At 63.7% G+C, this 24,550-nt stretch carries 21 protein-coding genes; 10 read left to right on the plus strand and 11 right to left on the minus strand.

Translation table 11 applies throughout. From position 1 onward, the window contains the following. Positions 1 to 49: 49 nt before the first annotated feature. From LMTR3_RS07660 to LMTR3_RS07670, 3 genes are all read right to left on the minus strand, one after another. Positions 50 to 1,324 (minus strand): hypothetical protein, encoded by a 1,275-nt coding sequence (locus LMTR3_RS07660; protein ID WP_065744489.1) that lies wholly within the window; start codon positions 1,322 to 1,324, stop codon positions 50 to 52. A gap of 90 nt (positions 1,325 to 1,414) precedes the next feature. After that, a complete protein-coding gene (locus LMTR3_RS07665; RefSeq protein ID WP_065744490.1) occupies positions 1,415 to 2,920 on the minus strand; it encodes an AMP-binding protein in 1,506 nt (501 codons plus the stop codon). 45 nt (positions 2,921 to 2,965) lie between these two features. Further along, entirely contained in the window at positions 2,966 to 4,792 is a 1,827-nt protein-coding gene (locus LMTR3_RS07670; RefSeq protein ID WP_065744491.1) for an extracellular solute-binding protein, read from the minus strand. Between the two features lie 261 nt (positions 4,793 to 5,053). On the opposite strand from LMTR3_RS07670, the gene LMTR3_RS07675 reads away from it, so the two are divergent. After that, complete coding sequence (locus tag LMTR3_RS07675; RefSeq protein WP_065744492.1) at positions 5,054 to 5,869, plus strand: invasion associated locus B family protein; 816 nt, start codon at positions 5,054 to 5,056, stop codon at positions 5,867 to 5,869. Positions 5,870 to 5,938: 69 nt separating this feature from the next. Here LMTR3_RS07675 and hspQ read toward each other — a convergent pair whose 3' ends face one another. Beyond that, positions 5,939 to 6,271 (minus strand): heat shock protein HspQ, encoded by a 333-nt coding sequence (gene hspQ, locus LMTR3_RS07680; protein WP_028346018.1) that lies wholly within the window; start codon positions 6,269 to 6,271, stop codon positions 5,939 to 5,941. Between the two features lie 124 nt (positions 6,272 to 6,395). Between hspQ and LMTR3_RS07685 the strand changes: the two genes are divergently transcribed. Further along, entirely contained in the window at positions 6,396 to 7,349 is a 954-nt protein-coding gene (locus tag LMTR3_RS07685; protein WP_065744493.1) for an AEC family transporter, read from the plus strand. A 91-nt stretch (positions 7,350 to 7,440) separates the two neighbouring features. Here LMTR3_RS07685 and LMTR3_RS07690 read toward each other — a convergent pair whose 3' ends face one another. Beyond that, positions 7,441 to 8,631 carry a UbiH/UbiF family hydroxylase gene (locus tag LMTR3_RS07690; protein ID WP_065744494.1) on the minus strand — a complete coding sequence of 397 codons (1,191 nt, stop codon included), beginning with the start codon at positions 8,629 to 8,631 and terminating at the stop codon, positions 7,441 to 7,443. Positions 8,632 to 8,766: 135 nt separating this feature from the next. Here LMTR3_RS07690 and pcsA point away from each other — a divergent pair, with 135 nt between their 5' ends. The 3 genes from pcsA (at position 8,767) to LMTR3_RS07705 (ending at position 11,282) form a co-directional block, all read left to right on the plus strand. After that, positions 8,767 to 9,501 (plus strand): phosphatidylcholine synthase, encoded by a 735-nt coding sequence (gene pcsA / locus LMTR3_RS07695; protein ID WP_084029468.1) that lies wholly within the window; start codon positions 8,767 to 8,769, stop codon positions 9,499 to 9,501. Further along, complete coding sequence (locus LMTR3_RS07700) at positions 9,498 to 10,235, plus strand: TerC family protein (RefSeq protein WP_065744496.1); 738 nt, start codon at positions 9,498 to 9,500, stop codon at positions 10,233 to 10,235. The genes pcsA and LMTR3_RS07700 overlap by 4 nt, the downstream gene beginning before the upstream one ends. A gap of 72 nt (positions 10,236 to 10,307) precedes the next feature. Then, on the plus strand, positions 10,308 to 11,282 hold the full coding sequence (locus LMTR3_RS07705; protein WP_065744497.1) for a quinone oxidoreductase family protein: 975 nt from the start codon (positions 10,308 to 10,310) through the stop codon (positions 11,280 to 11,282). A 98-nt stretch (positions 11,283 to 11,380) separates the two neighbouring features. Here LMTR3_RS07705 and LMTR3_RS07710 read toward each other — a convergent pair whose 3' ends face one another. Continuing rightward, positions 11,381 to 12,577: an acetylornithine transaminase gene (locus tag LMTR3_RS07710; RefSeq protein ID WP_065744498.1), complete on the minus strand. Its 1,197-nt coding sequence runs from the start codon at positions 12,575 to 12,577 to the stop codon at positions 11,381 to 11,383. Positions 12,578 to 13,091: 514 nt separating this feature from the next. After that, positions 13,092 to 14,417: a 30S ribosomal protein S12 methylthiotransferase RimO gene (rimO, locus tag LMTR3_RS07715; protein WP_065744499.1), complete on the minus strand. Its 1,326-nt coding sequence runs from the start codon at positions 14,415 to 14,417 to the stop codon at positions 13,092 to 13,094. 112 nt (positions 14,418 to 14,529) lie between these two features. On the opposite strand from rimO, the gene LMTR3_RS07720 reads away from it, so the two are divergent. The 5 genes from LMTR3_RS07720 (at position 14,530) to LMTR3_RS37355 (ending at position 20,357) form a co-directional block, all read left to right on the plus strand. After that, positions 14,530 to 15,120: an ANTAR domain-containing response regulator gene (locus LMTR3_RS07720; RefSeq protein WP_028346026.1), complete on the plus strand. Its 591-nt coding sequence runs from the start codon at positions 14,530 to 14,532 to the stop codon at positions 15,118 to 15,120. Continuing rightward, positions 15,117 to 16,283 (plus strand): CmpA/NrtA family ABC transporter substrate-binding protein, encoded by a 1,167-nt coding sequence (locus LMTR3_RS07725; protein WP_065744500.1) that lies wholly within the window; start codon positions 15,117 to 15,119, stop codon positions 16,281 to 16,283. Before LMTR3_RS07720 ends, LMTR3_RS07725 begins: the two co-directional genes overlap by 4 nt. 351 nt (positions 16,284 to 16,634) lie before the next feature. Then, the gene (locus LMTR3_RS07730) at positions 16,635 to 18,431 is read left to right on the plus strand and encodes a NirA family protein (protein ID WP_065744501.1); all 1,797 of its coding nucleotides are present in this window, start codon (positions 16,635 to 16,637) and stop codon (positions 18,429 to 18,431) included. Continuing rightward, the gene (locus tag LMTR3_RS07735; RefSeq protein ID WP_065744502.1) at positions 18,428 to 20,023 is read left to right on the plus strand and encodes a sulfite reductase subunit alpha; all 1,596 of its coding nucleotides are present in this window, start codon (positions 18,428 to 18,430) and stop codon (positions 20,021 to 20,023) included. Before LMTR3_RS07730 ends, LMTR3_RS07735 begins: the two co-directional genes overlap by 4 nt. A 181-nt stretch (positions 20,024 to 20,204) precedes the next feature. Continuing rightward, positions 20,205 to 20,357, plus strand: a complete 153-nt coding sequence (locus LMTR3_RS37355; protein ID WP_176721835.1) for a hypothetical protein — start codon at positions 20,205 to 20,207, stop codon at positions 20,355 to 20,357. Between the two features lie 39 nt (positions 20,358 to 20,396). Here LMTR3_RS37355 and LMTR3_RS07740 read toward each other — a convergent pair whose 3' ends face one another. From LMTR3_RS07740 to pxpB, 4 genes are all read right to left on the minus strand, one after another. Then, positions 20,397 to 21,749, minus strand: a complete 1,353-nt coding sequence (locus tag LMTR3_RS07740) for a metal-dependent hydrolase family protein (RefSeq protein WP_502686609.1) — start codon at positions 21,747 to 21,749, stop codon at positions 20,397 to 20,399. A 200-nt stretch (positions 21,750 to 21,949) separates the two neighbouring features. After that, positions 21,950 to 22,732 (minus strand): LamB/YcsF family protein, encoded by a 783-nt coding sequence (locus tag LMTR3_RS07745; protein WP_065744503.1) that lies wholly within the window; start codon positions 22,730 to 22,732, stop codon positions 21,950 to 21,952. A gap of 34 nt (positions 22,733 to 22,766) precedes the next feature. Beyond that, positions 22,767 to 23,822, minus strand: a complete 1,056-nt coding sequence (locus LMTR3_RS07750; protein WP_065744504.1) for a 5-oxoprolinase subunit C family protein — start codon at positions 23,820 to 23,822, stop codon at positions 22,767 to 22,769. Next, on the minus strand, positions 23,819 to 24,550 hold the full coding sequence (gene pxpB, locus LMTR3_RS07755; protein WP_065744505.1) for a 5-oxoprolinase subunit PxpB: 732 nt from the start codon (positions 24,548 to 24,550) through the stop codon (positions 23,819 to 23,821). The genes LMTR3_RS07750 and pxpB overlap by 4 nt, the downstream gene beginning before the upstream one ends.

Below are 24,550 nucleotides of genomic sequence, written 5' to 3' on the forward strand. Positions count from 1 at the left end.
GCATTGTGGATAGATGGTGGGCACGGCGCGAAGCGCGCCTTTGCCCACCCTACGACGCTGCCCGTTGCGCGTCTTCCTGCAGCCGTGACCGCAGCGATTTCGCGGAATCGTTCGGCAGCAGCGTTGCGACCGTCACGGTCGGCTCCGACCGTGCGTCGCGCTGGCCGTGGCTGGTATGGCGCATCACGCTCGACAGCCGCCGCGCGATGGCGTGAGCCGACTTCAGGTCGGCCTCGGCAAACACCACGACGACCGAGCCGTCGTCCTGGGCGGTGCCGAAATCCATTTGCCGCATCAAGCGGCTGATGATCCGCGCGCCGTCGAATTGCGCGCGGGGATGGTCGGGATCGAACGCAAAGCGCGCCACCGACAATCCGCCGCCGCGTTGCTGCGTCTGGTAGATGGCGCTGGCAAAGTCGCGCTCGAAGGCTTCCGGGGTGAGCAGACCGGTCCGCGCGTCGATCAGTCCATCGGCGTCGATGGCCTTCAGCGTGCGGCTCAGATGCGCTTCAAAGGCGTGCTGGCGGATCAGCGGTAGCCCAATCGCTGCCACCTGGACGGCGTCGCCGGAGACGATCTCGAGGTTCGGCAAATCATAGGCCGGCGCCAGATCGCCTGCCGTCACGACGACGGGAAGATTGCGGAAACGGGCGTCCTCCGTCAGCACGGTGAGGAAGGCATCGACCACGCGCAGGCTGAATCCTTCGCCGAGCACGATGCCGTCGATGTCCCTGACGTTGAGGTGCTTCGCAGCCGCCTCGATCGAAAGCGCGCCGACCACGCCGGTGCGCTCGCCAAGCGCGACCGACAGCGCGGGATAGGCGCCGCCGCGGCCGATCAGCAGCACGGTAGCGTCGCGCGCCGGATCGATATGCGACAACGCCATTGGCGCTGCCGGCACCAGCCGGCGCATCACAGTCGCATGCAATGACCGCACGCGCAGCGCGGCACGCAGGCGAGCCGCCAGTCGGTCAGAGCCGCCTTGTTGGGCGTTTGGGACTTGGCTCTGAAGGATTTGGCTCTGAAGCACTTTGCTCTGAAAAAAGGGAATGACGTTGTCCGGAACAGGGTTCTGCGAGTCGATCGCGATCAGTGGCAGATAGGGCTGTCGGGCGGCGACCCGCACGGCCAGTTCCGCCAGTCCGGCTGCATCGGCACCGGAGGTTTCGGCCAGCACGGCCGCCGGTTGCACCTGCTCGACCGCGCGCGCCGCATCCGCCCAACCGGTCTCGACGACCGGAAACAGTCTCGCGACATCGAGCGTGGCGGCAAAGGACGGCCGTTTCGCGGTCGATACGACGAGGATCGGACCTTGCTGGGACATCTGAGAACTCGGACCAAGCGCACAATAGGATGCCACGATCCTAGTTTGCCGCGCTTAATGCGGCGTCAACGGGCGCCCGCCTGCGGCCTCTCAGGCGGCGTTGCTCCGATCCCGAAATGCTTCCACCATCAAGGGGTTAAGACCGAGTTCTGTCAGCGCGTCTCGGGCGCGGGCGTTGTCGAGCGCACGGCCGGCAAGCCGGTGGCCGCTGAGGCGGTCCGGCAGCGCGGTCAGCAGCGCGCCCTGACCGAGCCGGCGCGCCCACTCCTGGAGGTCCTGCGCCAGGAATCGGTAGCCGCCGACAGCCATCACGCCGGACGGCGGCGCGGTGATATTGACCGCGCCGGTGACACGGTCGAGCCGCGCCGCGTAATCCGTATCGACGTAATCGCGCGGCGGCGACGCGATCAGGGAATCGCTCGGCGGTGGAGGCGGCGCATAGGCCGCGACCGGCACCATCGGTCCGCGCAGTCCCAACGTGCCGCGCGGCGTCAGCAGAATTTCGCCCGCGATCGACGATCCCGGCAGATCGCGCGGCGCCCCGTGGGGACCCGGCTTGATCAGGGCCGGCGAGCCGTCTTCCGCGATCCGGCGCGCACCGAACAATCCGGCCTCGCCGAACAGATAGACATCCGTCAGCGTCGCCTGTTGCGCGGCCCAGCACGCGCTGGAGCCGACCTGCTCCGGGGTCCGCCACAGGCCGATGACATTGCGCAGGCTCGGCATCCGCGCGCCGAGGTCCAGTTCGTCCAGCCGCAGCGCCAGTTGGGCAGGTGCGATCAGCGTGTCGCAGGCCTGCTCGTTGATCTGCTGTTCCAGCACCTCGTCGTCGAAGGGATGGTGCAATACCAATGTTCCGCCCGACAGCAGCCAGATCGCCAGCGACGAGGCGAGGCCGGCAAAAGACATCGGCGAGAAGGCCGACAGGATGGTTGCGGCCTGCGGCACGTCGCTTTCGAGCGACATCGCAAGGCCGCCCGCAATCAGGCCGAGATGGGCGCGTGGGACCGGCCGGAAGCCGTCCGAGGTGACGTCGAATGAAATCAGCGCCGCCTTGCGGCCGTCCTGAATCACGGCGCGCGTGGTCGGGGATTCCCGGAAGATGGCGTTGTCGAGCGAGGCCATGCCTTCGGGCAGGTCGCCGCCGAAGCCGCAGACATGGCGAATCGAGAACGCTTCGGCGGCAGCGTTCATGGCGATATCCGAGTAGATCACGCCGTCGACCTTGCCCGAGGTCACGATCGCCCGCGCGGCGGTGCGGTTGAGCGCCATGGTCAATTCCGACTGCCGCCAGAGCAGCGGCAGCACCGCGACGACGAGGCCGGCGCGGAAGGCGGCGAGCACGGTGAGCGCGAATTCGATGGTGTTCGGCAATTGAACCGCGATCACGGAATTGGACGGCAAGCCGGATTCGATGAAGTGCGCGGCCAGCGACGAGATCATACGGTCGGCCTGCACGAAGGTGAGACGCTTCGGCGGCTGGCCGGTGATGCGCTGCTTGTTGGGGGGATCGACCAGCGCCAGCGCGTCCGGCTGCCGTGCCAGGTTCCGTTTGAACAACGTATCGAGCGTTGGCGAAGCGGTGGGCTGGGTCACGGCGTTACTTCGGCTCTGTCACGGAGGTTGGATCGTTTGGCGAGTTCACTTCATTTCCGGCTTCTGCCACCAGGTTTCCGGCAGATAGCCCGTCAACGCGGTCGCTGTAGGTTGTTCTATCCGATTCCACCGCGCAATCCATTGCTCCTGCACGTTAAACACTGGAATTGCGTAGAAGCCCGACATCAGGACGCGATCGAGGGCGCGCACCGCGGAGACGAAAGGCGGCCGTTCGCGCGCCTCGAGCAGGGCAGCGATCATGGCGTCGATGGCGGGCTCCTTGGCCCCCATGTAATTCCGGGTGCCGGGAATGTCGGCGGCCTGGCTGCCCCAGTAGAAGGACTGCTCGTTGCCGGGGGATAGCGACTGGTCCCAGCGGTTCTGCAGCATATCGAACTCGTAGCCCAGCCGGCGCTGGTCGAACTGCACGGGGTCGACCGCGCGGACGCTGGCCTCGATCCCGGCGCGCTTGAGGTCGCGCTGATAGGAAAGCGCAATCCGCTCCTGGTCGCGCGTCGTCACCAGGATTTCGAAGGTGAGCGGCGTCCTGGACGAACGTTGCCGCAGCACGGCTCCATCGAGATCGTAGCCGGCTTCCGACAGCAATTTGAGCGCGCTGCGCAGCGTTGTTCGATCGCGGCCCGATCCGTCGGTGGCGGGCAGGCGGTACGTGCCATCGAGGATGTCCGGCCGGATCCGTGCCGCGAACGGCTTCAAGAGTTCGCGCTCGTGCTCGTCAGCCGGACGGGCATAGGCGGATAGTTCGGAGCCTGCGAAGAAGCCTGCCGCGCGCGCATAGAGTCCGAAAAAGTAATTGCGATTGATCCACTCGAAATCGAACAGCAGCGTCAGGGCCTGCCGTACGCGGATGTCTGAAAACATCGGACGCCGCGTGTTGAACACCAGGAATTCCGAGGGCTGCGGCATTCCGGTCTTGATGGTATCGCGGATCACTTCGCCGTTGCGGGCGGCCGGAAAATCGTAACCGTCATGCCAGCGCAGCGGCTCGTGCTCGGCGCGAAAGTCATAGAGGCCGCGCTTGAATGCCTCGAACTGGCCGTTGGCCTCGCGATAGAAATCGAGCCTGATCTCGTCGAAGTTCCACAATCCCCGATTCACCGGCAGGTCGCGGCCCCAATAATCGGGATTGCGGGTCAGCGTGACGCTGGCGCCCGGCTTGACGGCGGTGACGCGATAGGGGCCGGAACCGACCGGTCCGGTCATCGTGGTTTCCTCGAACGTTGCCGGATCGACCGCATGCTTCGGCAAGACAGGCATCAGCCCGAGGATCAGCGGCAGCTCGCGGTCGTTGCCGCCGCCGAAATCGAACCGCACGGTGAGCGGATCGGGTGCTTCGGCCTTTACGACTTTGGAATAATACTGGCGGTGATTGGGGCGCCCCTTGTCGCGCAGCAAGACCCACGAAAACAGGACGTCTTCTGCCGTGACCGGCTTACCGTCGGCGAAGCGCGCCCTCGGGTCGAGGTGGAACGAGACGTAGCTGCGCGCGTCGTCAGTCTCGACGGTTTTGGCCAGCAAGCCATAGAGCGTGAAAGCCTCGTCATTGCCGCGCGCCATCAGGCTCTCGACCACAAAGCCCCTGATCTGCTGAACCGCGAGGCCACGGACGATGAAGGGGTTGAGGCTGTCGAAGGTTCCCAGGGCGCCCCAGACCAGCCGCCCGCCCTTCGGCGCTTCGGGATTGGCGTAGGGCATATGCGTGAAACCGGCGGGAAGAGCAGGCGCGCCGTGCATCGCCAGCGCGTGGCTTTCGGCCGCCCTGGCTTCGTGGACCGGCGCGAGAGGCGTCACAGCCAGCGCCAGGGCAATGCCCGCGAGCACACGCAGGCGGATACGACCGAAGCGGGTCATAGACGGGCAGGTATCTGATTCGAAAATGCGCACGAAGAGAGCTTTACCATAGGCTTCGGCCTCGGCCTGCGGGGAACGCCAAAGATGCTTGTCGGCATTGATCTTTTCGTCTGCCGCTGTATTGAAGGCGGGCAGTTGATGACCGCGGGAACGCCTGTCACGTAACCGCCTCAATTGCCAACGAGACAGCCGCCCCAGCGCGGCTTGGTGTCGGTGCCTGTAGCGGTTTCGGGCGCTCCGGTTCAGAAAGGGTTTTCCGCAATGAATTTCCGTATCTTCGCCGCGTCGATTCGGCCGCGTGGGCAGGTCTTGGCCCTGTTGGCGGCCTCGGCATTGTCGGCAACGTTGATTGCGTCGGGCGCGCAAGCTCAGCAGCCCGCGCCAGCGCCAGGGGCCCCAAAGGCTGCCCCGGCACCTGCCGCTCCGAAAGCGCCTCCGAAGGCTGCTCCCAAGGGTCCCGCCGGCGCTCCCGCGGCACAAGCCCCTCCGGCTGGCGCTCCCGGCGCCGCCCCGCCCCAGGAGCAGCAGGTCCAGCTAATCTACGCGCCCTGGACCAAGTTCTGCCTCAAGGGTCAGGAAGCCGGCGCCAAGCAGGTTTGCTTCACCGGCAAGGACGGCCGCATCGAGTCGGGCCAACCCGTCATCGCCGCCGTGATCATCGAGCCGGAAGGCGAGCCGAAGAAGCTCCTGCGCGTGACCTTGCCGCTTGGCATGCAGCTCGTGCACGGAACCCGGATCATCGTTGATAACAATCCGCCGCAGCAGGGCCCCTATGTGATCTGCTTCCAGAACGGCTGCATGTCGGACTACGAAGCAACGCCCGAGCTGATCGCCAACTTGAAGAAGGGCCAGAATCTGGTTGTTCAGGCGATCAATTCCAACGGCGCGCCGCTGACGCTGCCGCTGCCGCTCGCCGGTGAATTCGCCAAGGCCTTTGACGGTCCGCCGACCGATCCGAAGCAGTTCGAGGAAAACCAGAAGAAACTGCAGGAAGAGCTGCAGAAGCGTGCCGAGGAGCAGCGCAAGAAGCTGGAGGGCACCCAGCCGGGCGCCACTGCAAATCCGGCGGCGAAGTAACAGCCGCGCCATTCGACAAAACAAAAGGCGCCCGACCAGGGCGCCTTTTTCATTGCCGGAAGAAGAATGCTAGTTGAGCGACGGGTTGCGCGGGCGGTAGCCGCCGGACTTGTCCTTCACGAAGATCTCGGCCACCTGCGAGTGCCGGATCGGCTCCCCGGAATCGTCCGGCAGCAGATTTTGCTCGGAGACGTAGGCGACGTATTCGGACTCCGAGTTTTCCGCGAGCAGGTGATAGAACGGCTGATCCTTGTCAGGCCGAACCTCCTCGGGGATCGACAACCACCATTCCTCGGTATTGTTGAATTCCGGATCGATATCGAAAATCACGCCACGGAATGAAAACACCCGGTGGCGGACGATCTGCCCGATCTGAAATTTGGCGGTGCGCGCTTTGATCATGTCCCGTCGAATAGACCATGATTGTGGCCGATGCTAGGGGCAATAGGACGAATTAACCTTTACGCGTGGTGGCCATATCCGGTGCCATCTCCCCAAAATCACTGACGAAAAGACGCTTTACGAGATGGTCGATATCCTCAACCTCGCGCTTCCCTATTTTGGCCTGATCTTCATCGGCTTTGCCTGCGGCAAGGCCAAGGGGCTGCCGGAATCGGGCCTCGCCTGGATGAACTTCTTTCTGCTCTACGTCTCGCTCCCGGCCTTGCTATTCCGCATCATGTCGGAGACGCCATTTTCCGAACTGAACAACCCGCCATTTCTGATCGCGACCACGCTGGCGACCGTGAGCGCCTTCGTGCTTGCCATGGTGGCAGGCCGCATCATCGGCGAACTGTCGCTGCGCAAGGCGACGATGGCGGGCCTTGCCGGCGCTTACGGCAATATCGGCTATATGGGCCCCGGGCTGGCGCTGGCGGTGCTCGGAGCCAAGGCAGCGGCGCCGACAGCGTTGATCTTCTGCTGCGACAGCATTTTCCTGTTCACGATCGTGCCGCTGCTGATGGCGCTGAGCGATCGCAAGCATCCGTCGTTCCTGTACGCCATTGGCATCGCCGCGCGACAGATCGTGCTCAACCCGCTGATCATGTCGGCCGCCGCGGGAGCGCTTGTCGCGGCGTTGCACGTTCAAGTGCCGGTCGCCGTCGACAGGACCTTGCTGTTTCTCCAGAACGCGGCGGCACCGACGGCGCTGTTCGTGCTGGGCGTTACCGTGGCGCTGCGCCCGTTCGATCGCGTGCCCTGGGAAGTGCCCGGCGTGATCGCGATCAAGCTCCTGATCCATCCGCTTATCGTGTTCGGGCTGATGCTGCTATTCGGCCCGTTCGCGCAGCCCTGGGCTGCGACTGCCGTTCTGATGGCCGCGCTGCCGCCGGCGCTGAACGTGTTCGTGATCGCCCGGCAGAACAATACCTGGATCGAGCCGGCGTCCGTCGCAGTCCTGATCGGGACCTTCGCGTCCGTGGTCACGCTGACCAGCGTGATGTGGTTCATCCAGAGCGGGCGGCTGGTGTTTCCGTGAGGGTTCGTGGGGCGGAGATACAAAATCGCGAAAACAACCCCATGCAAAGTAGAAATGGGCCAGGTCGCAGCCTTCACGCTGGCGTCGGGAGCTAGCTCACGCGCTTCCAGGTCGGGGCCAGCCCCTCGCGCATGGCAAGCCGCCGCAGCGGGCCGAACGAGCCGAGGAGGTGCATGCCGGCCGCGCGCAGCGATTGCATGGGCAGGAAATCGCTGAGCAGGGAGCGGTTGGCGACATCGATCGCGATCAGCCGGCTTGCGACGTCGGCACGGCGGGCGGATTGATAGCGCGCCAGCACGGCCGGCGACCCCGGATCCTCGCCGCGCGAGATCGCATTGCCGGTGATATCGGCGATATCGGCTGCATCGCGCAATCCCATGTTGAGGCCTTGGGCGCCGATCGGCGGCACCACGTGGGCGGATTCACCGACCAGCGCGACACGATGGCTGGCGAATTGCTCGGGACGCTCGATCGTCAGCGGAAACAGGTTGCGCCCGGCTTCGACCTGGACGCGGCCGAGAATGGAGTGCGACTGTCTTTCGGTGGCTTCCGACAATTCCTCGTCGCCAAGCGAGATCAGCCGCTCGGCTTCCCTGGTTTCCGAAACCCACACCACGCTGCAGCGGTTGCCGGGCAGGGGCACGAATACGCATGGACCTTGCGCGGTGTGAAACTCGGTGGAGATGCCGTTGTGCGGTCGAGAATGCGAAATGTTGAAGGTCAGCGCCGACTGATGAAGGTCGCGGCGGCTGGTCTTGATGCCGGCCGCCTCGCGGGACGGTGATTGCCGCCCGTCTGCGCCGACCACGAGCCGCGCGAAAAGCTGCTCGCCCTTGCCGGTACGGATGGCGACGATCGCATCCTCCGGATCGATCGCGGCGGCCTCATCGTCAAATCGAGTCAAATTGGAAAGTTCGGCGGCGCGCTCTTCGAGCGCAACCACTAACGATCGGTTGTCGATGTTGTAGCCGAACTGTTCGAGACCGATCTCGTCCGAGGAAAACCGCACTTCGGGCGCGCGGATCAGCCGGTCGGTGTCGTCGACGAGCCGCATGATCCGCAAGGCGGCAGCCTTGTCCCGGCAGCGCGGCCAGACCTCGAGACGTTCGAGCAGCTCGGTGGAAGCTCCCAGCAACGCCGTGGTGCGGTTGTCGGCATAGGGGGCGCGGCGGGCGAGCAGGGCGGTTTTCACGCCGGTAGCGGCTAGGGCTACGGCAGCCGTCAGGCCCGCCGGCCCGCCGCCGATCACGGCAGCGTCATAAACTTGCGATGCATCATTCATATAGGGACAATTGACGCTCGGCCCGGCATTTTCAAGCCATCAGCCGGCCGAAATGTTTCCGCTCAATCGCGCGGCGGAACGCCGCAAAGCGCCGATATGCAAATAGCAGCGATTCCTGATAGCACTGCCGAAGCAATGGACCAGACAACAGAGCCAGAATCCGTCCCGGCGACCAGCCGAATGCGAACCGCCGCATTCGCTGTACACATTTTCACGGCACTGGGCGCGGGCGTCGCGCTGTTGGCGATGCTCGAGGCCGTCCGCGAACATTGGGCCAATATGTTCGGCTGGCTTGGCGTCGCCCTGATCATCGATGCCATCGACGGGCCGCTGGCGCGAAAGCTGGATGTCGTGCGGCTGCAGCCGAACTGGTCGGGCGACGTGCTCGATCTCGTCGTCGATTTCGTGACCTACGTCTTCGTTCCGGCCTATGCCATCACCGCGAGCGGGATGCTGCTGCCGGTCGCGGCGCCGCTGCTCGGCATCGGCATTATGGTTTCCGGTGCGCTCTATTTCGCGGACCGGCGCATGAAGGCATCCGACAACCACTTCCGCGGCTTTCCGGCGCTGTGGAACGCAGCAGCGTTTTATTTGTTCTTGCTGCACCTGCCGCCGGTACTCTCCACTCTCGGAATTGCCATCCTGATCGCGCTGACATTCGCCCCGTTTCATGTGCTGCATCCGATCCGGGTGGTGCGGCTGCGCTGGCTGACCCTGTGGCTGATGGCCATTGGGGCCGTGCTGGCGATCTATACGCTCATCTGCGATTTCAACGTGGGTGCTCCCATCGTCGCCGCGCTGTGCGCCATTGCGGCTTACGTAATAGGAAGTGACGCCGTGATCCGGCAAATCAAGTCGTTCAAGGCATGATGGAATTATTGACGAGCCCGGAAGCCTGGGCGGCGCTGTTGACATTGACGGCGCTGGAAATCGTGCTCGGCATCGACAACGTCATTTTCATCTCCGTGATCGTCTCGCGCATCCCGCCGGCGCAGGCCAAACGCGCGCGCCAGATCGGCCTGTTGCTGGCGCTGGTGTTCCGCATCGTGCTGCTCAGCGTGCTGGTGTGGCTGATCGGCCTGACGGAGCCGGTCATCGCGATAAGGGATGTCGAACTGTCCTGGCGGGACATCATCCTGATTGCCGGCGGAGCCTTCCTGATCGCGAAGGCGACGCATGAAATTCATGGCGAGGTCGAGGCGAGCGAGGGCGAGGTCGATGCCGAACCCAGAGCCAGCGCATTCTTCTGGGTGATCGTGCAGATCATCATCATCGACATCGTGTTCTCCCTGGACTCGATCATCACCGCGATCGGTATGGCGCAGGATCTGGAGATCATGATCGCCGCCGTCGTGATCGCATGCGTCGTCATGTACGTCTCGTCGGGTCCGGTGGCCCGGTTCGTGGCCAATCATCCGACCACCAAGATGCTGGCATTGGCATTCCTGGTGCTGATCGGCGTGGCGCTGGTGGCGGACGGATTCAAATTCCATATCCCGCGCGGCTACATCTATTTTGCCATGTTGTTCGCGGCCGCGGTCGAAATGTTCAATGTGCTCGCCAGGCGCAATCGCAGGAAGGCCGCCAGACCACCGGTCAGTTGACAAGGCGGCGGCGATGGCTTTCGTTGCGCGCTCAGGTCGGGCGCTTGAGCAAATACCGAGGGAGAGATTGTCATGACCAAGGCCGTGCGTGTGCACAAGGTGGGGGGACCGGAAGCCCTGGTGTATGAGGACGTCGAGGTCCCGGCACCGGGACCGGGTGAGGTTCGCATCCGTCAGCATGCCGTCGGGCTGAACTTCATCGACGTCTATTTCCGCACCGGCCTCTACAAGGCGCCGGGGCTGCCGTTCATTGCCGGCAATGAGGCCGCGGGCGAGGTCCTGGCCGTGGGCCCGGGCGTTACCAATTTTCATCCCGGCGACCGCGTGGCCTATTATTTCACGCTCGGCGGCTACGCCTCAGAGCGGGTGATCCCGGCCGACAAGCTGGTCAAGCTGCCCGACCACATCACCTATGAGCAGGGCGCCGTCCTGATGCTGAAGGGGCTGACGGTCTGGTACCTCCTGCACAAGACCTTCAAGGTCGAACCCGGCCATCGCGTGCTGATCCATGCCGCCGCGGGCGGCATCGGCCTTCTGGCCTGCCAGTGGGCCAAGGCGCTCGGCGCGCATGTGATCGGTACCGTCGGCTCCAAGGCCAAGGCCGACCTTGCGCTCGCCAATGGCTGCGATCACGTTATCCTCTATAACGAGGAGGACTTCGTCGCACGCGTGAAACAGATCAGCCGCAACGAGCTCTGCGACGTCGTCTACGACGGTGTCGGCAAGACCACCTTCCCGGGCTCGCTGTCGTGCCTGCGGCCACGCGGCCTGTTCGTGAGCTTCGGCAACGCCTCCGGTCCGGTGCCGCCGTTCCCGCTCGCCGAACTCAACAATCACGGCTCACTGTTTGCCACCCGGCCCAAGCTCAATGACTATGTCAGCACCCGCAAGGAGCTGCTCGAAGGCGCCGACACGCTGTTCGCCGCCGTCATCAACGGCAAGCTCCACGTGCCGATCAACCATGCCTATGCGCTGAAGGATGCCGGGAAGGCGCATACCGAGCTGGAGAGCAGGGCGACGACGGGAGCGGCGATTCTGCGGCCGTAAGCCCCGCCGTCATTCCGGGATGGTGCGTTAGCACCAGACCCGGAATCTCGAGGTTCCGGGTTCACGCTTCGCGTGCCCCGGAACGACAGTCTACGAAATCAGGCCACCCGCCGCGCAGCCCCAGCCTTCACCAAAATCGCATCAAGGCAATCGATCATCAGCGATATCTCCTCGCGCGTGACGTTGAGCGCTGGCATGAAGCGGAGCGCATCGGGCTGCGGCGAGTTGATGAGGACGCCGTCCGCAAGCGCCTCGGCCACGATCGCGGCACCGATCGGCAGCTTCAGATCGAGCGCCAGCAATAAGCCCCGGCCGCGCACCTCGCCAAGTCCGTGACGCGCGGACAGTTTCCGCAGCTCGCTTTCCAAAAACAGGCCGGCATCCGCAGCCGCTTTCAGAAATTCCGGCTTCGAAACCTCCTCAAGCACCGCAAGCCCCGCGGCGCACATCAAGGGATTGCCGTTGAACGTGCCGCCCTGGTCGCCGTGCTCGAAGCAGGCGGCATGTTCAGTCGCGAGCAAGGCGGCCAGCGGCACGCCGCCGCCGATACCCTTGCCGAGCGTCATGATGTCGGGCTCGATGCCGGCGTGTTCGTAGTGAAACAGCTTTCCCGTCCGGCCCATCCCCGTCTGGATTTCGTCGACGATCAGCAGCAGCCCGTGCTCCTTGGTCAGCGCGCGCAACTCCTTCAGGAATTGATCGGTTGCAGGCCAGACGCCGGCTTCGCCCTGGATCGGCTCCAGCATCACCGCGACCGTGTTGTCCGATATCAGCGCCCTCACCGAATCGAGATCGTTGAGCTTGGCCTTGCGGAAGCCGGACACTTTCGGCTCGAACAGTGGCTCGAACGCCTTCTTGCCCGATGCCGACATGGTCGCGAGTGTGCGGCCGTGAAAGCCGCCTTCGAACGTGATGATTTCGAACGCGCCGTTCTTGTATTTCGTGCCGTATTTGCGCGCGAGCTTGATGGCGCCTTCGTTGGCCTCCGCGCCCGAATTGGCGAAGAACACCTGATCGAAGCAGCTCTTCTCGCGAAGTGCTTGCGCGAGCTTCAGGCTGGGGCCGTTGTAGAAGGCGGGGCTTGGCGTCAGCAGCAGTTTTGCCTGCGCGGCGAGTGCTTCGGCAACGACCGGCGGCGAATGGCCGAGGCAGTTGACGGCCCAACCCTGCATGAAGTCGAGGTACCGCTTGCCGGCGTCATCCCACAGATACGCGCCTTCACCGCGAACGAACACGGCCTGCGGGCGGGCGGTGATGTTCATCAGCGCGTCGAACGGATGGGCAGCATGGGTCATGTCGATCTCCTCAGGGGTTTGGGGGAAGGGGCAGGCCGAAACGCAAGAAGGCCGCACTTTTGAGGGTGCGGCCTTCTCGAAAACTTGGCTGAAACTAGCTAATCAGCGTTGTCGTCGGACATGGCGCGCCCCATCATCGTCGCGGGAGCGACGACGCAGGCAGGCGCGGCGGTTGGTCCGGTTCAGTTTCATGGCGATGGCCCATACAGCCGAACGGGCGGCAATGTCAAGATGCTGCGGTCGCTGCCAATGGGCGGCAGGCTTGTCGCGTCGAACTCCGTAAGCCCGCCATTCACTGTTTGCTTTAGCTGCAGACGCGCTCCACCTCTCCCGCTTGCGGGGAGGTCGGCGCGAAGCGCCGGGTGGGGGCCCTCTCCACTCGGGCAGTGTCACCCGCGGAGACACCCCCACCCCAGCCCTCCCCCGCAGGCGGGAGAGGGAGCGCACCTTCTGCGTGGTCGCAATCAAATCCAATTTCATCATGGTTTTAGGTGCGTGCGGGTTCGCAGATGCTTCAGAACCCCGCGACGCTGCCGTGCAGGTCATACTGATCGGACCGTTCGATCTTGGCGGTCACGATCTCGCCGACCTTTAGCGGGCGGCGGCTGCAGAGATAGACTGCGCCGTCGATCTGCGGCGCGTCGGCTTTTGAACGGCCCTTTGCGACCGTCGGTCCGACCTCGTCGACGATGATCTGCTGTCTGGTGCCGACCTTGCGCTTCAGACGGCGCGCGGAGATTTTCTGCTGCCGCGCCATCAGCGCGTTCCAGCGTTCCTGCTTGATTTCGTCGGGCACCGCATTGCCGATCGCGTTGGAGGCTGCGCCCGCCACCGGCTCGTATTTGAAGCAGCCGAGACGATCGATCTCGGCTTCTTCCAGCCAGTCGAGCAGATAGGCGAAGTCGGAATCGGTCTCGCCGGGGAAACCGACGATGAATGTCGAACGCAACGTCAGGTCAGGACATTCCGCGCGCCACTTCTTGATCCGCGCCAGCGTCTTTTCCTGCGCGGCAGGACGCTTCATGGCTTTGAGGACGTCCGGGCTTGCATGCTGAAATGGGATGTCGAGATAGGGCAGGATCTTGCCCTCGGTCATCAGGCCGATGACTTCGTCGACATGCGGGTAGGGGTAGACATATTGCAGCCGCACCCAGGCGCCGAGATCGCCGAGTTCCTTGGCGAGGTCGAAGAATTTAGCGCGGACCTGGCGGTCCTTCCATGGACTTTCCGCGTACTTCACGTCGACGCCATAGGCCGACGTGTCCTGCGAGATGACGAGCAATTCCTTGACGCCGGCTGCGACGAGCCGCTCCGCCTCGCGCAGCACGTCATTGGCCGAACGCGACACCAGGTCGCCGCGCAATTTTGGGATGATGCAAAAACTGCAGCGGTTGTTGCAGCCTTCGGAAATCTTCAAATAGGCATAGTGCCGCGGCGTCAGCTTGACGCCCTGCGGCGGCACCAGATCGAGGTGTGGATTATGGACCGGCGGCAGGGCCCGGTGCACGGCCTCCAGCACGCTCTCATATTGCTGCGGGCCCGATATCGAGAGCACGCCCGGATAGGCCGCCTCGATCTGCTCGGGTTCCGCGCCCATGCAGCCGGTGACGATGACCTTGCCGTTCTCCGCCATCGCCTCGCCGATGGCGCCAAGCGATTCCTGCTTGGCGCTGTCGAGGAAGCCGCAGGTGTTGACGATCACGATGTCGGCGCCGTCATGCTTGCGGGCCAGCTCATAGCCTTCGGCGCGTAGCCGGGTGATAATGCGCTCGGAATCCACCAGCGCTTTGGGGCACCCAAGGGAAACAAAGCTGACTTTGGGCGCAGCGGCCTGTTGCATATTTCATCTGCCTGATTGATCGGCACGAGCTAGTCCCAATTGCCCATAATTACAAGGCTTTGCGCCAGCTTCTGACGTGCTATGGATGGCCGGCCGGGGTATGAGTCGATCGATGAGCGCTGAGTCGTCGCCGAAAATCGTCATTGTCGACGAAAGTCCGATCCGGGCCGCAATCCTGGAAGAGGGGTTGCGGGAGGCGGGCTTTACCGGCGTTGTGCATATCAGCGAAATGCAGAGCCTGCTGGCGCGGATCTATGCGCTCGACCCCGACGTCATCCTGATCGACCTGGAAAACCCCAGCCGCGACGTTCTGGAACAGATGTTCCAGGTCAGCCGCGCGGTGCGGCGGCCGATCGCCATGTTCGTCGACCAGAGCGATGCGGCCTCGATCCAGGCCTCCGTCGATGCCGGCGTTTCCGCCTACATCGTGGACGGCCTGAAGAAAGAACGGATCAAGCCGATCCTCGACCTCTGCATTTCCCGCTTCAACGCCTTCTCCAAGCTGCAGGACGAACTCGACCGCACCAAGTCGGCGCTCGAGGAGCGCAAGGTGATCGACCGCGCCAAGGGAATCCTGATGAAGGTGAAGGGCCTCACCGAAGAGGAGGCCTATGTGCTGATGCGCTCCACCGCGATGCGCGAGAAGAAGAAAATCGGCGAGATCGCGCAGTCGATCCTGACCGCGTCGGAGCTGCTGAAATGACGACACCACTGCATATCGGCTTCATTCCCCTGGTCGACGCGGCCGCGCTGATCATCGCCGTCGACAAGGGCTTTACGGCCGCCGAAGGGCTCGACGTCAAGCTGGTGCGTGAAGTGTCGTGGTCCAACGTCCGCGACAAGCTCAATATCGGCATGTTCGACGCGGCGCATCTGCTGGCGCCGGTGGCGATCGCCTCGAGCCTGGGCTTGGGCCACGTCAAAGTGCCGATCGTTGCGCCATTCAATCTGGGCCTCAATGGCAACGCGATCACGGTATCGCCGGCGCTGCACGCCGCGATCATGAGCGAGATCGACGGCGACCCGCTCGATCCCATGGCCACGGCACTGGCGCTCGCCCGCGTCGTTGCCGCCAGGCGCAAGAGCGGCGCGGAACCGCTGACATTCGGCATGACGTTCCCGTTCTCCACCCATAACTACCAGCTCCGGTTCTGGATGGCGGCGGGCGGGGTCGATCCCGACGAGGATGTTCGCCTCGTGGTGCTGCCGCCGCCCTACATGGTGGACAGCCTCGCCAATGGCCATGTCGATGCGTTCTGCGTCGGCGCGCCCTGGAACTCGGTTGCGGTCGATCTCGGCGTCGGCCACATCCTGCATTTCGTCTCCGATATTTTGGTGCGCGCGGCCGAAAAGGTTCTCGCGGTCAGGCAAAGCTGGTCGGAAAAGAATCCGAACGCGCTGGCTGCGCTGATCCGGGCGGCTGCCCATGCCGCCGAATACATCGAGGAGCCCGGAAACCGCGCCGAGACCGCCGATGTCCTGGCGCGGCCCGACCGGCTCGGCGTCGGCGCCGAGGTGATCCAACGCACCCTCGACGGCCGACTGAAGATTTCACCGGACGGCCAGCGGCGCGAGAGCGGCCGCTATCTGCTGGTCGGGCGCGAAGGGGCGGGCCGGCCCGATCCGGCGCAGGCCGCCTGGCTTTACGCCCAGATGGTGCGCTGGGGACAGACACAGATGCGGCCCGACGCGCTGAAGACCGCCATGGCGGTCTTCAGGCCCGAACTCTACGACGCCGCCATGGGACGTCCGGGGACGGCTCCCGGCGCGCCTGGTGCCATCGGCGCCTTTGCCGGCCCCGCGTTCGATCCTGCTGATATCGCCGGGCATCTGGCGGCTTTCAAAATTGGGCACTGGAAGCCGTAAAGCCAATCGATTGAAGCAATATCGGGCAACTATCCGATCTGCCTAGTTCTTAGGCTGAATGCTCAGAAAGCAACTATGAAGCTTGCTTCATAGTTTCGAGCTCCTCATCGGAACAGATTGAAATTTCAAGCTATTCGTCGCGACTCCATCTGGCACGCAACTTGTATGGTGCAGTGCGGTCGGCTCGTCGCAGATGCCTGCTGACCTACGTCCAAGATGGATTTCCGCAGCAACGAAGCTGGTCGGACCGCATACCAGAATCGCAGCCCGGCACCACGCCTGGCCGATCTCCTGGGCGGTCCATCCCATTCGTTGACGCCACCAATCGTGGCCGCAGGAGTTTCGTCGCGCATGAAAATCGAACCGATTACAGTCGACTTCACTGACGAGCAGAAGCGTTACCTGGAAGGCTTCACGGCAGGCTTGCAGATCAGCCGGGTCGGGCGCGGCCTCAGTAGCGCGGGAAGGGCGAGTGCCGAACCGACGGGGCCGGATGCCGCCCATATCAAGGCGCAGGACAAGGTCACCGCCTCCGGCAAGAAGCTCGCCGACCAGGAGAAGTTCAAGCGCGAGGAGCATCCGTTCGATGCCTATCCCCGACTGAAGCAGCAGGCGCTCGACAACGCGCCGCCGAACCCCGCAGATAATTTCCGCTGGCGCTACTATGGCCTGTTCTACGTCGCGCCGGCGCAGGATTCCTACATGTGCCGCTTAAGGATTCCGAACGGCATCCTGAAGCACTGGCAGTTTTCGGGACTTGGCGATCTCGCCGAGCGGCTGTGCGGGCCGTTCTGCCACGTCACCACGCGCGCTAACTTGCAGGTGCGCGAAATTCCGCCCAAGCATGCGGTGGCCCTGATCGAGGGCATTCAGGATCTGGGTCTCTGTTCGCGCGGCACCGGCGCGGACAACATCCGCAACGTCACGGGCACGCCGACGGCGGGGATCGACCCGCAGGAACTGATCGACACCCGCGAATATGCCCGCGAGTGGCACTACCACATCCTCAACGATCGCTCACTGTATGGCTTGCCGCGCAAGTTCAATGTCGCCTTCGACGGCGCCGGCAAGATCGCCGTGCTGGAAGACACCAACGACATCGCGTTCACCGCGGTCGAGGTGAAGGACGGTTTTGGGGCCGAGTCCGGCATCTGGTTTCGCTTGGGGATCGGCGGCATCACGGGTCACAAGGATTTTGCCAAGTATAGCGACATCATCGTGAAGCCGGCCGATGCCACCAGGGTGGCGGATGCCATCGTGCGCATCTTCATCGAACTCGGCGATCGCACCAACCGCAACAAGGCGCGACTGAAATATGTGCTCGATGGGATGGGGCACGAAAAATTCCACGCGCTGGTCGAGGAGCGGCTCGGCAAGCCCTTCACCCGCGTGCCGCCCGAAGCGCTCGCGCCGCGGCCGGCCTCGGACCGCACGGCGCATATCGGCGTGCACAGGCAGAAGCAGGTGGGGCTGAACTGGATCGGCGTGTCGCTTCCGCTCGGCAAGATCACGTGCGAGCAGATGCGAGGGCTAGCCAAAATCGCGCACGATCTTGGCGACGGCGACATCCGCCTGACGGTGTGGCAGAACCTGCTGATCCCAGGCGTGCGCGACGAAAACGTCGAGCTTGCGGTCGCCGCGATCAAGGCGATCGGGCTTGCGGTCGAGGCGTCGCAAATCCGCGCCGGCCTGATCGCCTGCACCGGCAATGCCGGCTGCCGATTTGCGGCGGCGAATACCAAGCGCCATGCCGCCGAAATCGGCGACTGGTGCGAGCCGCGCGTCAACATCGAGACGCCGATCAACATCCACGTCACCGGCTGCCATCATTCCTGCGCGCAGCATTACATCAGCGATATCGGCCTGATCGCCGCGAAAGTGGATGTTGGCGAGGATGTCGATCCCGTCGAAGGCTATCATCTCTTCACCGGCGGCGGCTTCGGACCCGACGCCGATGTCGGGCAGGAGGTCTATCGCGACGTCAAGGCCGAGGATGCGCCGAGGACGATCGAGAAACTGCTGAAGGCCTATCTCACGCATCGCGCATCGCCCGATGAAACGTTCCTGACCTTTGCGCGCCGCCATGACGGCGAGACGCTGCGCAAGCTGGCCGATGCCCAAGTCACTGACGCTCAGGTGTCCTCATGAATCAGATCACGCCTCCAGCCAAGGTCGAGATCATTCCCTCGAACGCGCCATTCTCGGAAGCGCAGCGCTCCTGGCTGAACGGGTTCTTTGCCGGGCTCCTGTCCGATGCGACGCCGTTATCGGCCGAACAAGGCGCTGAAGTCATGCCGGGCGCGGCCGGCGATGGCGATGACGGCGAAGCGCCGTGGCACGACCAGACCATGCCGATCGCCGATCGCATGAAGCTTGCCGAGGGCCGGCCGTTGCGGCGGCGGATGATGGCGGCAATGGCACAGCAGGATTGCGGTCAGTGCGGCTATGACTGCCACAACTATTCCGAAGCGATCGCGAACAAGAGCGAAGCGCGGCTCAACCTCTGCGTCCCCGGCGGCAAGGAAACCGCGCGGATGCTGAAGTCGCTTTATGAGGAGATCGACAAGGCACCCGCACCGTCATCGGCGCCTGCGGCGGCTGCGGTTACACCGACGGCTCCAGGCGAGCCCGGCCGCTCGCGCGACAATCCCGCAAACGCAAAATTCCGGTCGCGGCGACTGCTCAACGGCAAGGGCTCGGAGAAGGAGACCTGGCATGTCGAGTTCGATCTCTCCGGATGTGGCCTCGATTATGTCGTGGGCGATTCGTTCGGCATCTTTGCGCGCAACGACATTGGCCTCGTCGACCAGATCATCGCGCTTTTGGGCGCATCGCATACGACGGAGGTGAGGGGAAAGACGCTGCGTGAAGTATTGCGCGACGACGTCTCACTGTCGCCTGCGCCGGATTCACTGTTCGAGTTGATCTCGTATCTGACCGGCGGCGCGCTCCGCGAAAAGGCGCGTGCGCTGGCGCAGGGCGAGGATCCCGACGGCGACGCGGCAACGCTCGACGTCATGGCGGTATTGCAGAAATTCTCCCGCATCCGTCCGCATCCCGAGGCCTTTGTCGAGGCGCTGGAGCCCTTGCAGCCACGGCTTTACTCGATCTCGTCGTCGCACAGTGCGACGCCTGGAAAGCTGTCGCTGACGGTCGACTGCGTGCGCTATGTGGTCAACAAGCGACGACGGTTGGGACTGGCCTCGACATTCCTTGCCGAGCGCATCAATCCCGGCGACGAAGTCAAGGTCTATGTACAGAAGGCCCATGGTTTCGCGCTGCCGCAAGACCCGAAGACCCCAATCATCATGGTCGGCCCTGGGACGGGTATCGCGCCGTTCCGCGCCTTCCTGCTCGATCGCCGCGCCACCGGCGCACCCGGCAAGAACTGGCTGTTCTTCGGCCATCAGCGCAGCGATTGCGACTTCTTCTATGCCGACGAACTCAACGCGATGAAGACCTCGGGCCTCTTGACGCGGTTGTCGCTGGCGTGGTCGCGCGATGGCGACAAGAAGTTCTACGTGCAGGACCGCATGCGCGAGGTTGGCCGCGAGGTATGGACGTGGCTTGCCGAAGGCGCCCATGTCTACATCTGCGGCGATGCCAAGCGGATGGCCAAGGACGTCGAGCGCGCGCTGGTCGACATCGTCGCCCAATTCGGCGCCCGAACCACCGACGAGGCTGTCAGCTTCGTCGGGGAACTCAAGAAAAAGGGCCGGTTCCAGCAGGACGTTTACTAATTCGGGTTCCAATTCCACTCAAATCGGCCCGAATAAAATTCTCGCTCTGGTCGGAACGAAAGGAAATTTCCCCTCGAAATGGAGCGCGCCGGAGCGCCCCTATCGCTATTTTCGGCGGATATCTTGCATCCGGACGCGATCGATATTCCATATACGCTCCATGCTGCGTTGGAGATCGATCATGCGCGAACTATCGGCGGAAGCCCGCCTGCACCTTTACGCACGCTCGGTGTCCCGCCGTTCCGGCACGGGCTTTCACACCGCCGCGCTCTACAGCGCGTTCGCGCTCATTGCCGCCATCGTGTTCGGCACGCTGTCGGTCCATCCATTCTGAGATTTCACCTCAGGCACGGAGGCTCGACTCGACAGGCTCTCACTTAGCGAGAGTGTTTTTGTAGATTTTGCCGTCTTTCATGATGATCTTGAAGTTGTTGGCGGGATCGGCAATCAGGTTGATGTTGTCCAACGGATTTCCCTCGACTAGCAGCAAATCCGCGAGCGCGCCCTGTTCCACCACGCCGAGTTTTCCCGGATAGGGATTACGCTTTCCGGACAGCGCCAGCAGTTCGGCGTTTGTCGATGTCGCCATGACCAGCGCTTCGGCGGGAGTGTACCAGCGGGCAAGCGAGGCCAGAATTGCCCCTTGTTGTTGCGCCAGATCGCGGGAGAACAGCACATCGGTGCCCCACGCCGTCTTGATCTTGTACTTCTTCGCCAACTCGTAGGACCTGGCTATTCCGGGCCAGACCTCATCCGCCTTGGCTCGCTGGACGGACCCCATCGGAAAGCCCAGCCTCAAGTCCTCGGGGAGCGGCTGCATGCTCAGCCAAACGCCCTTCTCGGCGATCAGTTTGGCGGTTGCTTCGTCCATCAGGAAGCCGTGTTCGATACACTTCACGCCAGCCGCAATAGCCCCCCGGATCGCAGCCGGCGTAAAGGCATGCGCGACGACGTACGTGCCCCAATTCTCGGCCGCTTCAACCGCGGCGCGCAGTTCGGCCTCGGTGAAGGTGGTCACGTCGATCGGACTGAAGGGGGACGACACTCCGCCGCCCGCCGTCAACTTGACTTGGGAGGCGCCCTGCATGAGCTGTTCGCGCGCGCGCACGCGCACCTCGTCAGGACTGTCCACAACCATGGCGCCACCGAGCTGCTCCATGCGGGTCAGCATGCCGCCGATCGTCCGCGGCAAATCGGTTAACTGGCGGAAATCCCCGTGCCCGCTCGTGACAGTGAGCATGGCGCCCGACGGATAAATCCGCGGGCCCTTGACGATGCCCTCATCAATGGCGCGCTTGAGACCGAACACCGGCCCGCCCACGTCGCGAACGGTGGTGAAGCCACGCATCAGAGTGTCCGTTGCCTCGTCGCCAGCCATGAGATTGTTGAAGCCGACGTCGCCGAACGCCTGTGCCGGGGTCGTGCGCGCCAGCATGGCGTGCCAATGATTGTCGATCAGGCCGGGCATCAGCGTACGGCCGCCACCATCGACGATCGTGGTGGTCGCGCTTCGATCGACCGGAACCGGCGTCCGGGAAATTGTTTCGATCAGATTGCCTCGAACCGATACATTGGTTGGTTCGGACAACGATGTTCCCCTGCCGTCGAATACCCTGACATTGTTGAACAGCGTTATCGCGCCGCTGGTTTGCTGAGCTTGCGCCGCACTTGTTGAAAAAATTAGTGCACAGACCGGTGTCGCCGATACCAATCGACGGAGATACATGGAGTCCATTTGACCCTCCAAGGAAGCCGGCCAGTCCAAGGGAGCAGATAATGATATCTTCCCCCTTTGGTTGAGCCAACACGTTATTGGAGGGCTTAATGCGCCACGACATGTCGCTTATCGGCGACTTTTCGCATCTTGCGCGATTCCAAAATGGGTCCGTAAGGCGCCGAAGCGGACTTCCGACCGTGCCCCTCGACTTATGTATTCACGCGTTGGTTCACGTTGAACGGCGCGACGTCGATCCCGGCATTCTCCAATGCCTGCCTGACCCCACGTCCAATCTCGACCGCGCCCGGCGTGTCGCCATGAATGCACACGGTGTCGGTGCGCATCTTGATCACCTTGCCGGTCACTGACACCACCGCGCCGTCCTGCACCATCCGCACCACGCGATCGGCGATCTCTTTCGCATCATGCAGCACGGCGCCGGGCTTCTTGCGCGACACCAGTGAGCCATTGTCTTCATAGGCGCGGTCGGCAAACACCTCGTGCACCATCGGCAAATTGGCGGCCTCGCCTGCCTGCACCAGCTTGGAATTGGCGAGCACCACGAAGATCAGATTGGGATCGACGGCTTTGATGCCGTTGGCGATCGCTTTCGCCGTCATGTCGTCCTCGCAGGCGACGTTGGAGAGCGCGCCATGCGCCTTGACGTGGGTGACCTTGTAGCCGGCCGCGGTCGCAATCGCCTGCAGCGCGCCGATCTGGTAGGCGATGAGGTTCTCGATCTCCGAAGACTTCAGGCCCGGGATCGGCCGCCGACCGAAGCCGTGCAGGTCGCGATATCCAGGGTGCGCACCGACGCTGACGCCGCGCGCTTTCGCCAGTTCAACCGTGCGGCGCATGATGTCGGGATCGCCGGCATGAAAGCCGCAGGCGACGTTCACCGACGTCGCAAGCTCGATCATCGCGGCGTCATTGCCCATTTCCCACGCGCCAAATCCTTCGCCGAGATCGCAATTGAGGTCGATGGTTGTCATGTTGTCCGTCCGCTTCTCTTGAGTGGATTGGTGGTCAGTCCGGGCCCGCTACGTCGGCCAGAGATACTGCGTGCCAGGTTCCGGCATCGACCGCGCTGACGGCGTGGCCCGCGACATTGGCATCGTGCAGCGCGTCGATGTTGAGATCAACGCTTTCGATTGCGCGAAGCCGCTCGGGCAGGGTGCGCAACAGTTCCGCAAATTTGCGCGCCTCCGCCTGCGCTTCCGCCATGCTGACAGCGCGAAAGCGAAAGGCGTGCCCGGCGGGGATCTGTGCCAATCGCCCGAGGTCGGCCGAAATCACCGTCGCGATCTTGGGATAGCCGCCGCTGGTGCCGCGATCCGGCATCAGCACGATCGGCTGGCCGTTACCGGGCACCTGCAGGCTGCCGTTGACGGTTCCGTCGGAGACGATGTTATGGCCGTGAAGGTGCTTGAGGGTGGGGCCTTCGAGCCGGTAACCCATGCGGTCGCTGGTTGCCGATATCTTCCATTCGCTGTCGACAAACAGCTTTTTGGTCTCATCAGTGAATTCGTCGTCCTGTGGACCCCAGACTATGTGGATCGGCGCGTCGGTCGCCGCCGGCAATTCGATCCGCCGTTCCGCCGCGCCGCTTGCGGCCTTCGCCGGTAGCTCGTCGCCGGCCTGCAGTGGGCGAGGATAGGGGCTGCCGAGGCCTGCGCGGGCATTGACGGCCAGGCTGCCGAACATCGGCTCGCCGGAAATGCCGCCTTCAATCGCGAGATAGCTGAACGCGCCGCCGCGGGCGAAGCCGAGCGTCAGCGCCTCGCCATCGGCGATGGTTGCGGATGTATCCGATGCCATGGCGCGGCCGGCGATATCGGCATTGCGCGGGGCTCCCGTCAGCGCGACGCGCACCGCGCCGCCGCGCGCGGTAAATTTCGCCCCGAACGGGCCGACTTCGACGGCTGCCGTGAACGGCTCATTGCCAACCAGCGTGTTGGCGGCCGCCAGCGCCAGCCGATCCATTGCGCCACTCGGCACCAGCCCGTAGCGCTGGGCGCCGGTACGTCCGCCGTCCTGTACCGAACTCGCCGGGCCGATCGATGCAATGACGAGCTTGCTCATGTGGCGATCTGCTCGGCAATGAATTCGCCGGCTTCGGCGGCGCGATCCTGCTCCGCAAACGTCTTGGCATCGACGGGCGTGAAGGTGACGTTGTCGCCAGGCTCCAGCAAAAAAATCGGGTCGCGGTGAAGCTGGTAGGTGCGGACCGCTGTCCGCCCCAGAAGGTGCCAGCCGCTTGGGCCGGCGAGACACTGCACGCCGGTTTGCACCCCGCCGATCGAGATGGTGCCGGCCGGTGTCAGCAAACGCGGATTTTGCCGCCGCGGCATATGCAGGCTATCCGCAAGCCCGCTGAGATAGGACCAGCCGGGCGTAAAGCCGATCATCGCAACACGGTAGTCGCCGGCGACGTGCCGCGCCACGATCTCCTCAGGCGTCGTGTTGAGGGTTTTGGCAACGTCCTCGAGGTCGATGCCGTGCTCGCCGCCATAGACCACCGGAATGCGCCAATGCCGGGCTTTTGTCGTCGCCGGTGCAGGGAGCTGCGCGAGCGCGAGAATCCCTTCACCAAGCGTGTCGAAACCGATCTGGACCGGATCGTAGTGGACCAGCAGCGAACGATAGGTCGGCACCGTCTCGGTGACGCCTGCGATCGGCTCAGCAGCCAGCGCACGGTCGAGCGCCAACACCCGCCGGTTGGCGGCATCGTCAATGTTGCGGCTGAATTCCACCGTGATGGCGCTGTCGCCGCTCGGCAACAGGCGGGGCGGGGGTAGCGTTGCGGCCAT

The sequence above is a fragment of the Bradyrhizobium sp. LMTR 3 genome, assembly GCF_001693485.1.
In the GTDB taxonomy this organism is placed as follows: domain Bacteria; phylum Pseudomonadota; class Alphaproteobacteria; order Rhizobiales; family Xanthobacteraceae; genus Bradyrhizobium.

Excerpts from the sequence above, each read along its gene's own strand:
- LMTR3_RS07660 (WP_065744489.1), bottom strand. The coding sequence starts at position 1,324 with ATGTCCCAGCAAGGTCCGATCCTCGTCGTATCGACCGCGAAACGGCCG.
- LMTR3_RS07670 (WP_065744491.1), bottom strand. The coding sequence starts at position 4,792 with ATGACCCGCTTCGGTCGTATCCGCCTGCGTGTGCTCGCGGGCATTGCC.
- LMTR3_RS07675 (WP_065744492.1), top strand. The coding sequence starts at position 5,054 with ATGAATTTCCGTATCTTCGCCGCGTCGATTCGGCCGCGTGGGCAGGTC.
- hspQ (WP_028346018.1), bottom strand. The coding sequence starts at position 6,271 with ATGATCAAAGCGCGCACCGCCAAATTTCAGATCGGGCAGATCGTCCGC.
- LMTR3_RS07685 (WP_065744493.1), top strand. The coding sequence starts at position 6,396 with ATGGTCGATATCCTCAACCTCGCGCTTCCCTATTTTGGCCTGATCTTC.
- LMTR3_RS07690 (WP_065744494.1), bottom strand. The coding sequence starts at position 8,631 with ATGAATGATGCATCGCAAGTTTATGACGCTGCCGTGATCGGCGGCGGG.
- pcsA (WP_084029468.1), top strand. The coding sequence starts at position 8,767 with ATGGACCAGACAACAGAGCCAGAATCCGTCCCGGCGACCAGCCGAATG.
- LMTR3_RS07700 (WP_065744496.1), top strand. The coding sequence starts at position 9,498 with ATGATGGAATTATTGACGAGCCCGGAAGCCTGGGCGGCGCTGTTGACA.
- LMTR3_RS07705 (WP_065744497.1), top strand. The coding sequence starts at position 10,308 with ATGACCAAGGCCGTGCGTGTGCACAAGGTGGGGGGACCGGAAGCCCTG.
- LMTR3_RS07710 (WP_065744498.1), bottom strand. The coding sequence starts at position 12,577 with ATGACCCATGCTGCCCATCCGTTCGACGCGCTGATGAACATCACCGCC.
- rimO (WP_065744499.1), bottom strand. The coding sequence starts at position 14,417 with ATGCAACAGGCCGCTGCGCCCAAAGTCAGCTTTGTTTCCCTTGGGTGC.
- LMTR3_RS07720 (WP_028346026.1), top strand. The coding sequence starts at position 14,530 with ATGAGCGCTGAGTCGTCGCCGAAAATCGTCATTGTCGACGAAAGTCCG.
- LMTR3_RS07725 (WP_065744500.1), top strand. The coding sequence starts at position 15,117 with ATGACGACACCACTGCATATCGGCTTCATTCCCCTGGTCGACGCGGCC.
- LMTR3_RS07730 (WP_065744501.1), top strand. The coding sequence starts at position 16,635 with ATGAAAATCGAACCGATTACAGTCGACTTCACTGACGAGCAGAAGCGT.
- LMTR3_RS07735 (WP_065744502.1), top strand. The coding sequence starts at position 18,428 with ATGAATCAGATCACGCCTCCAGCCAAGGTCGAGATCATTCCCTCGAAC.
- LMTR3_RS37355 (WP_176721835.1), top strand. The coding sequence starts at position 20,205 with ATGCGCGAACTATCGGCGGAAGCCCGCCTGCACCTTTACGCACGCTCG.
- LMTR3_RS07740 (WP_502686609.1), bottom strand. The coding sequence starts at position 21,749 with ATGTATCTCCGTCGATTGGTATCGGCGACACCGGTCTGTGCACTAATT.
- LMTR3_RS07745 (WP_065744503.1), bottom strand. The coding sequence starts at position 22,732 with ATGACAACCATCGACCTCAATTGCGATCTCGGCGAAGGATTTGGCGCG.
- LMTR3_RS07750 (WP_065744504.1), bottom strand. The coding sequence starts at position 23,822 with ATGAGCAAGCTCGTCATTGCATCGATCGGCCCGGCGAGTTCGGTACAG.
- pxpB (WP_065744505.1), bottom strand. The coding sequence starts at position 24,550 with ATGGCCGCAACGCTACCCCCGCCCCGCCTGTTGCCGAGCGGCGACAGC.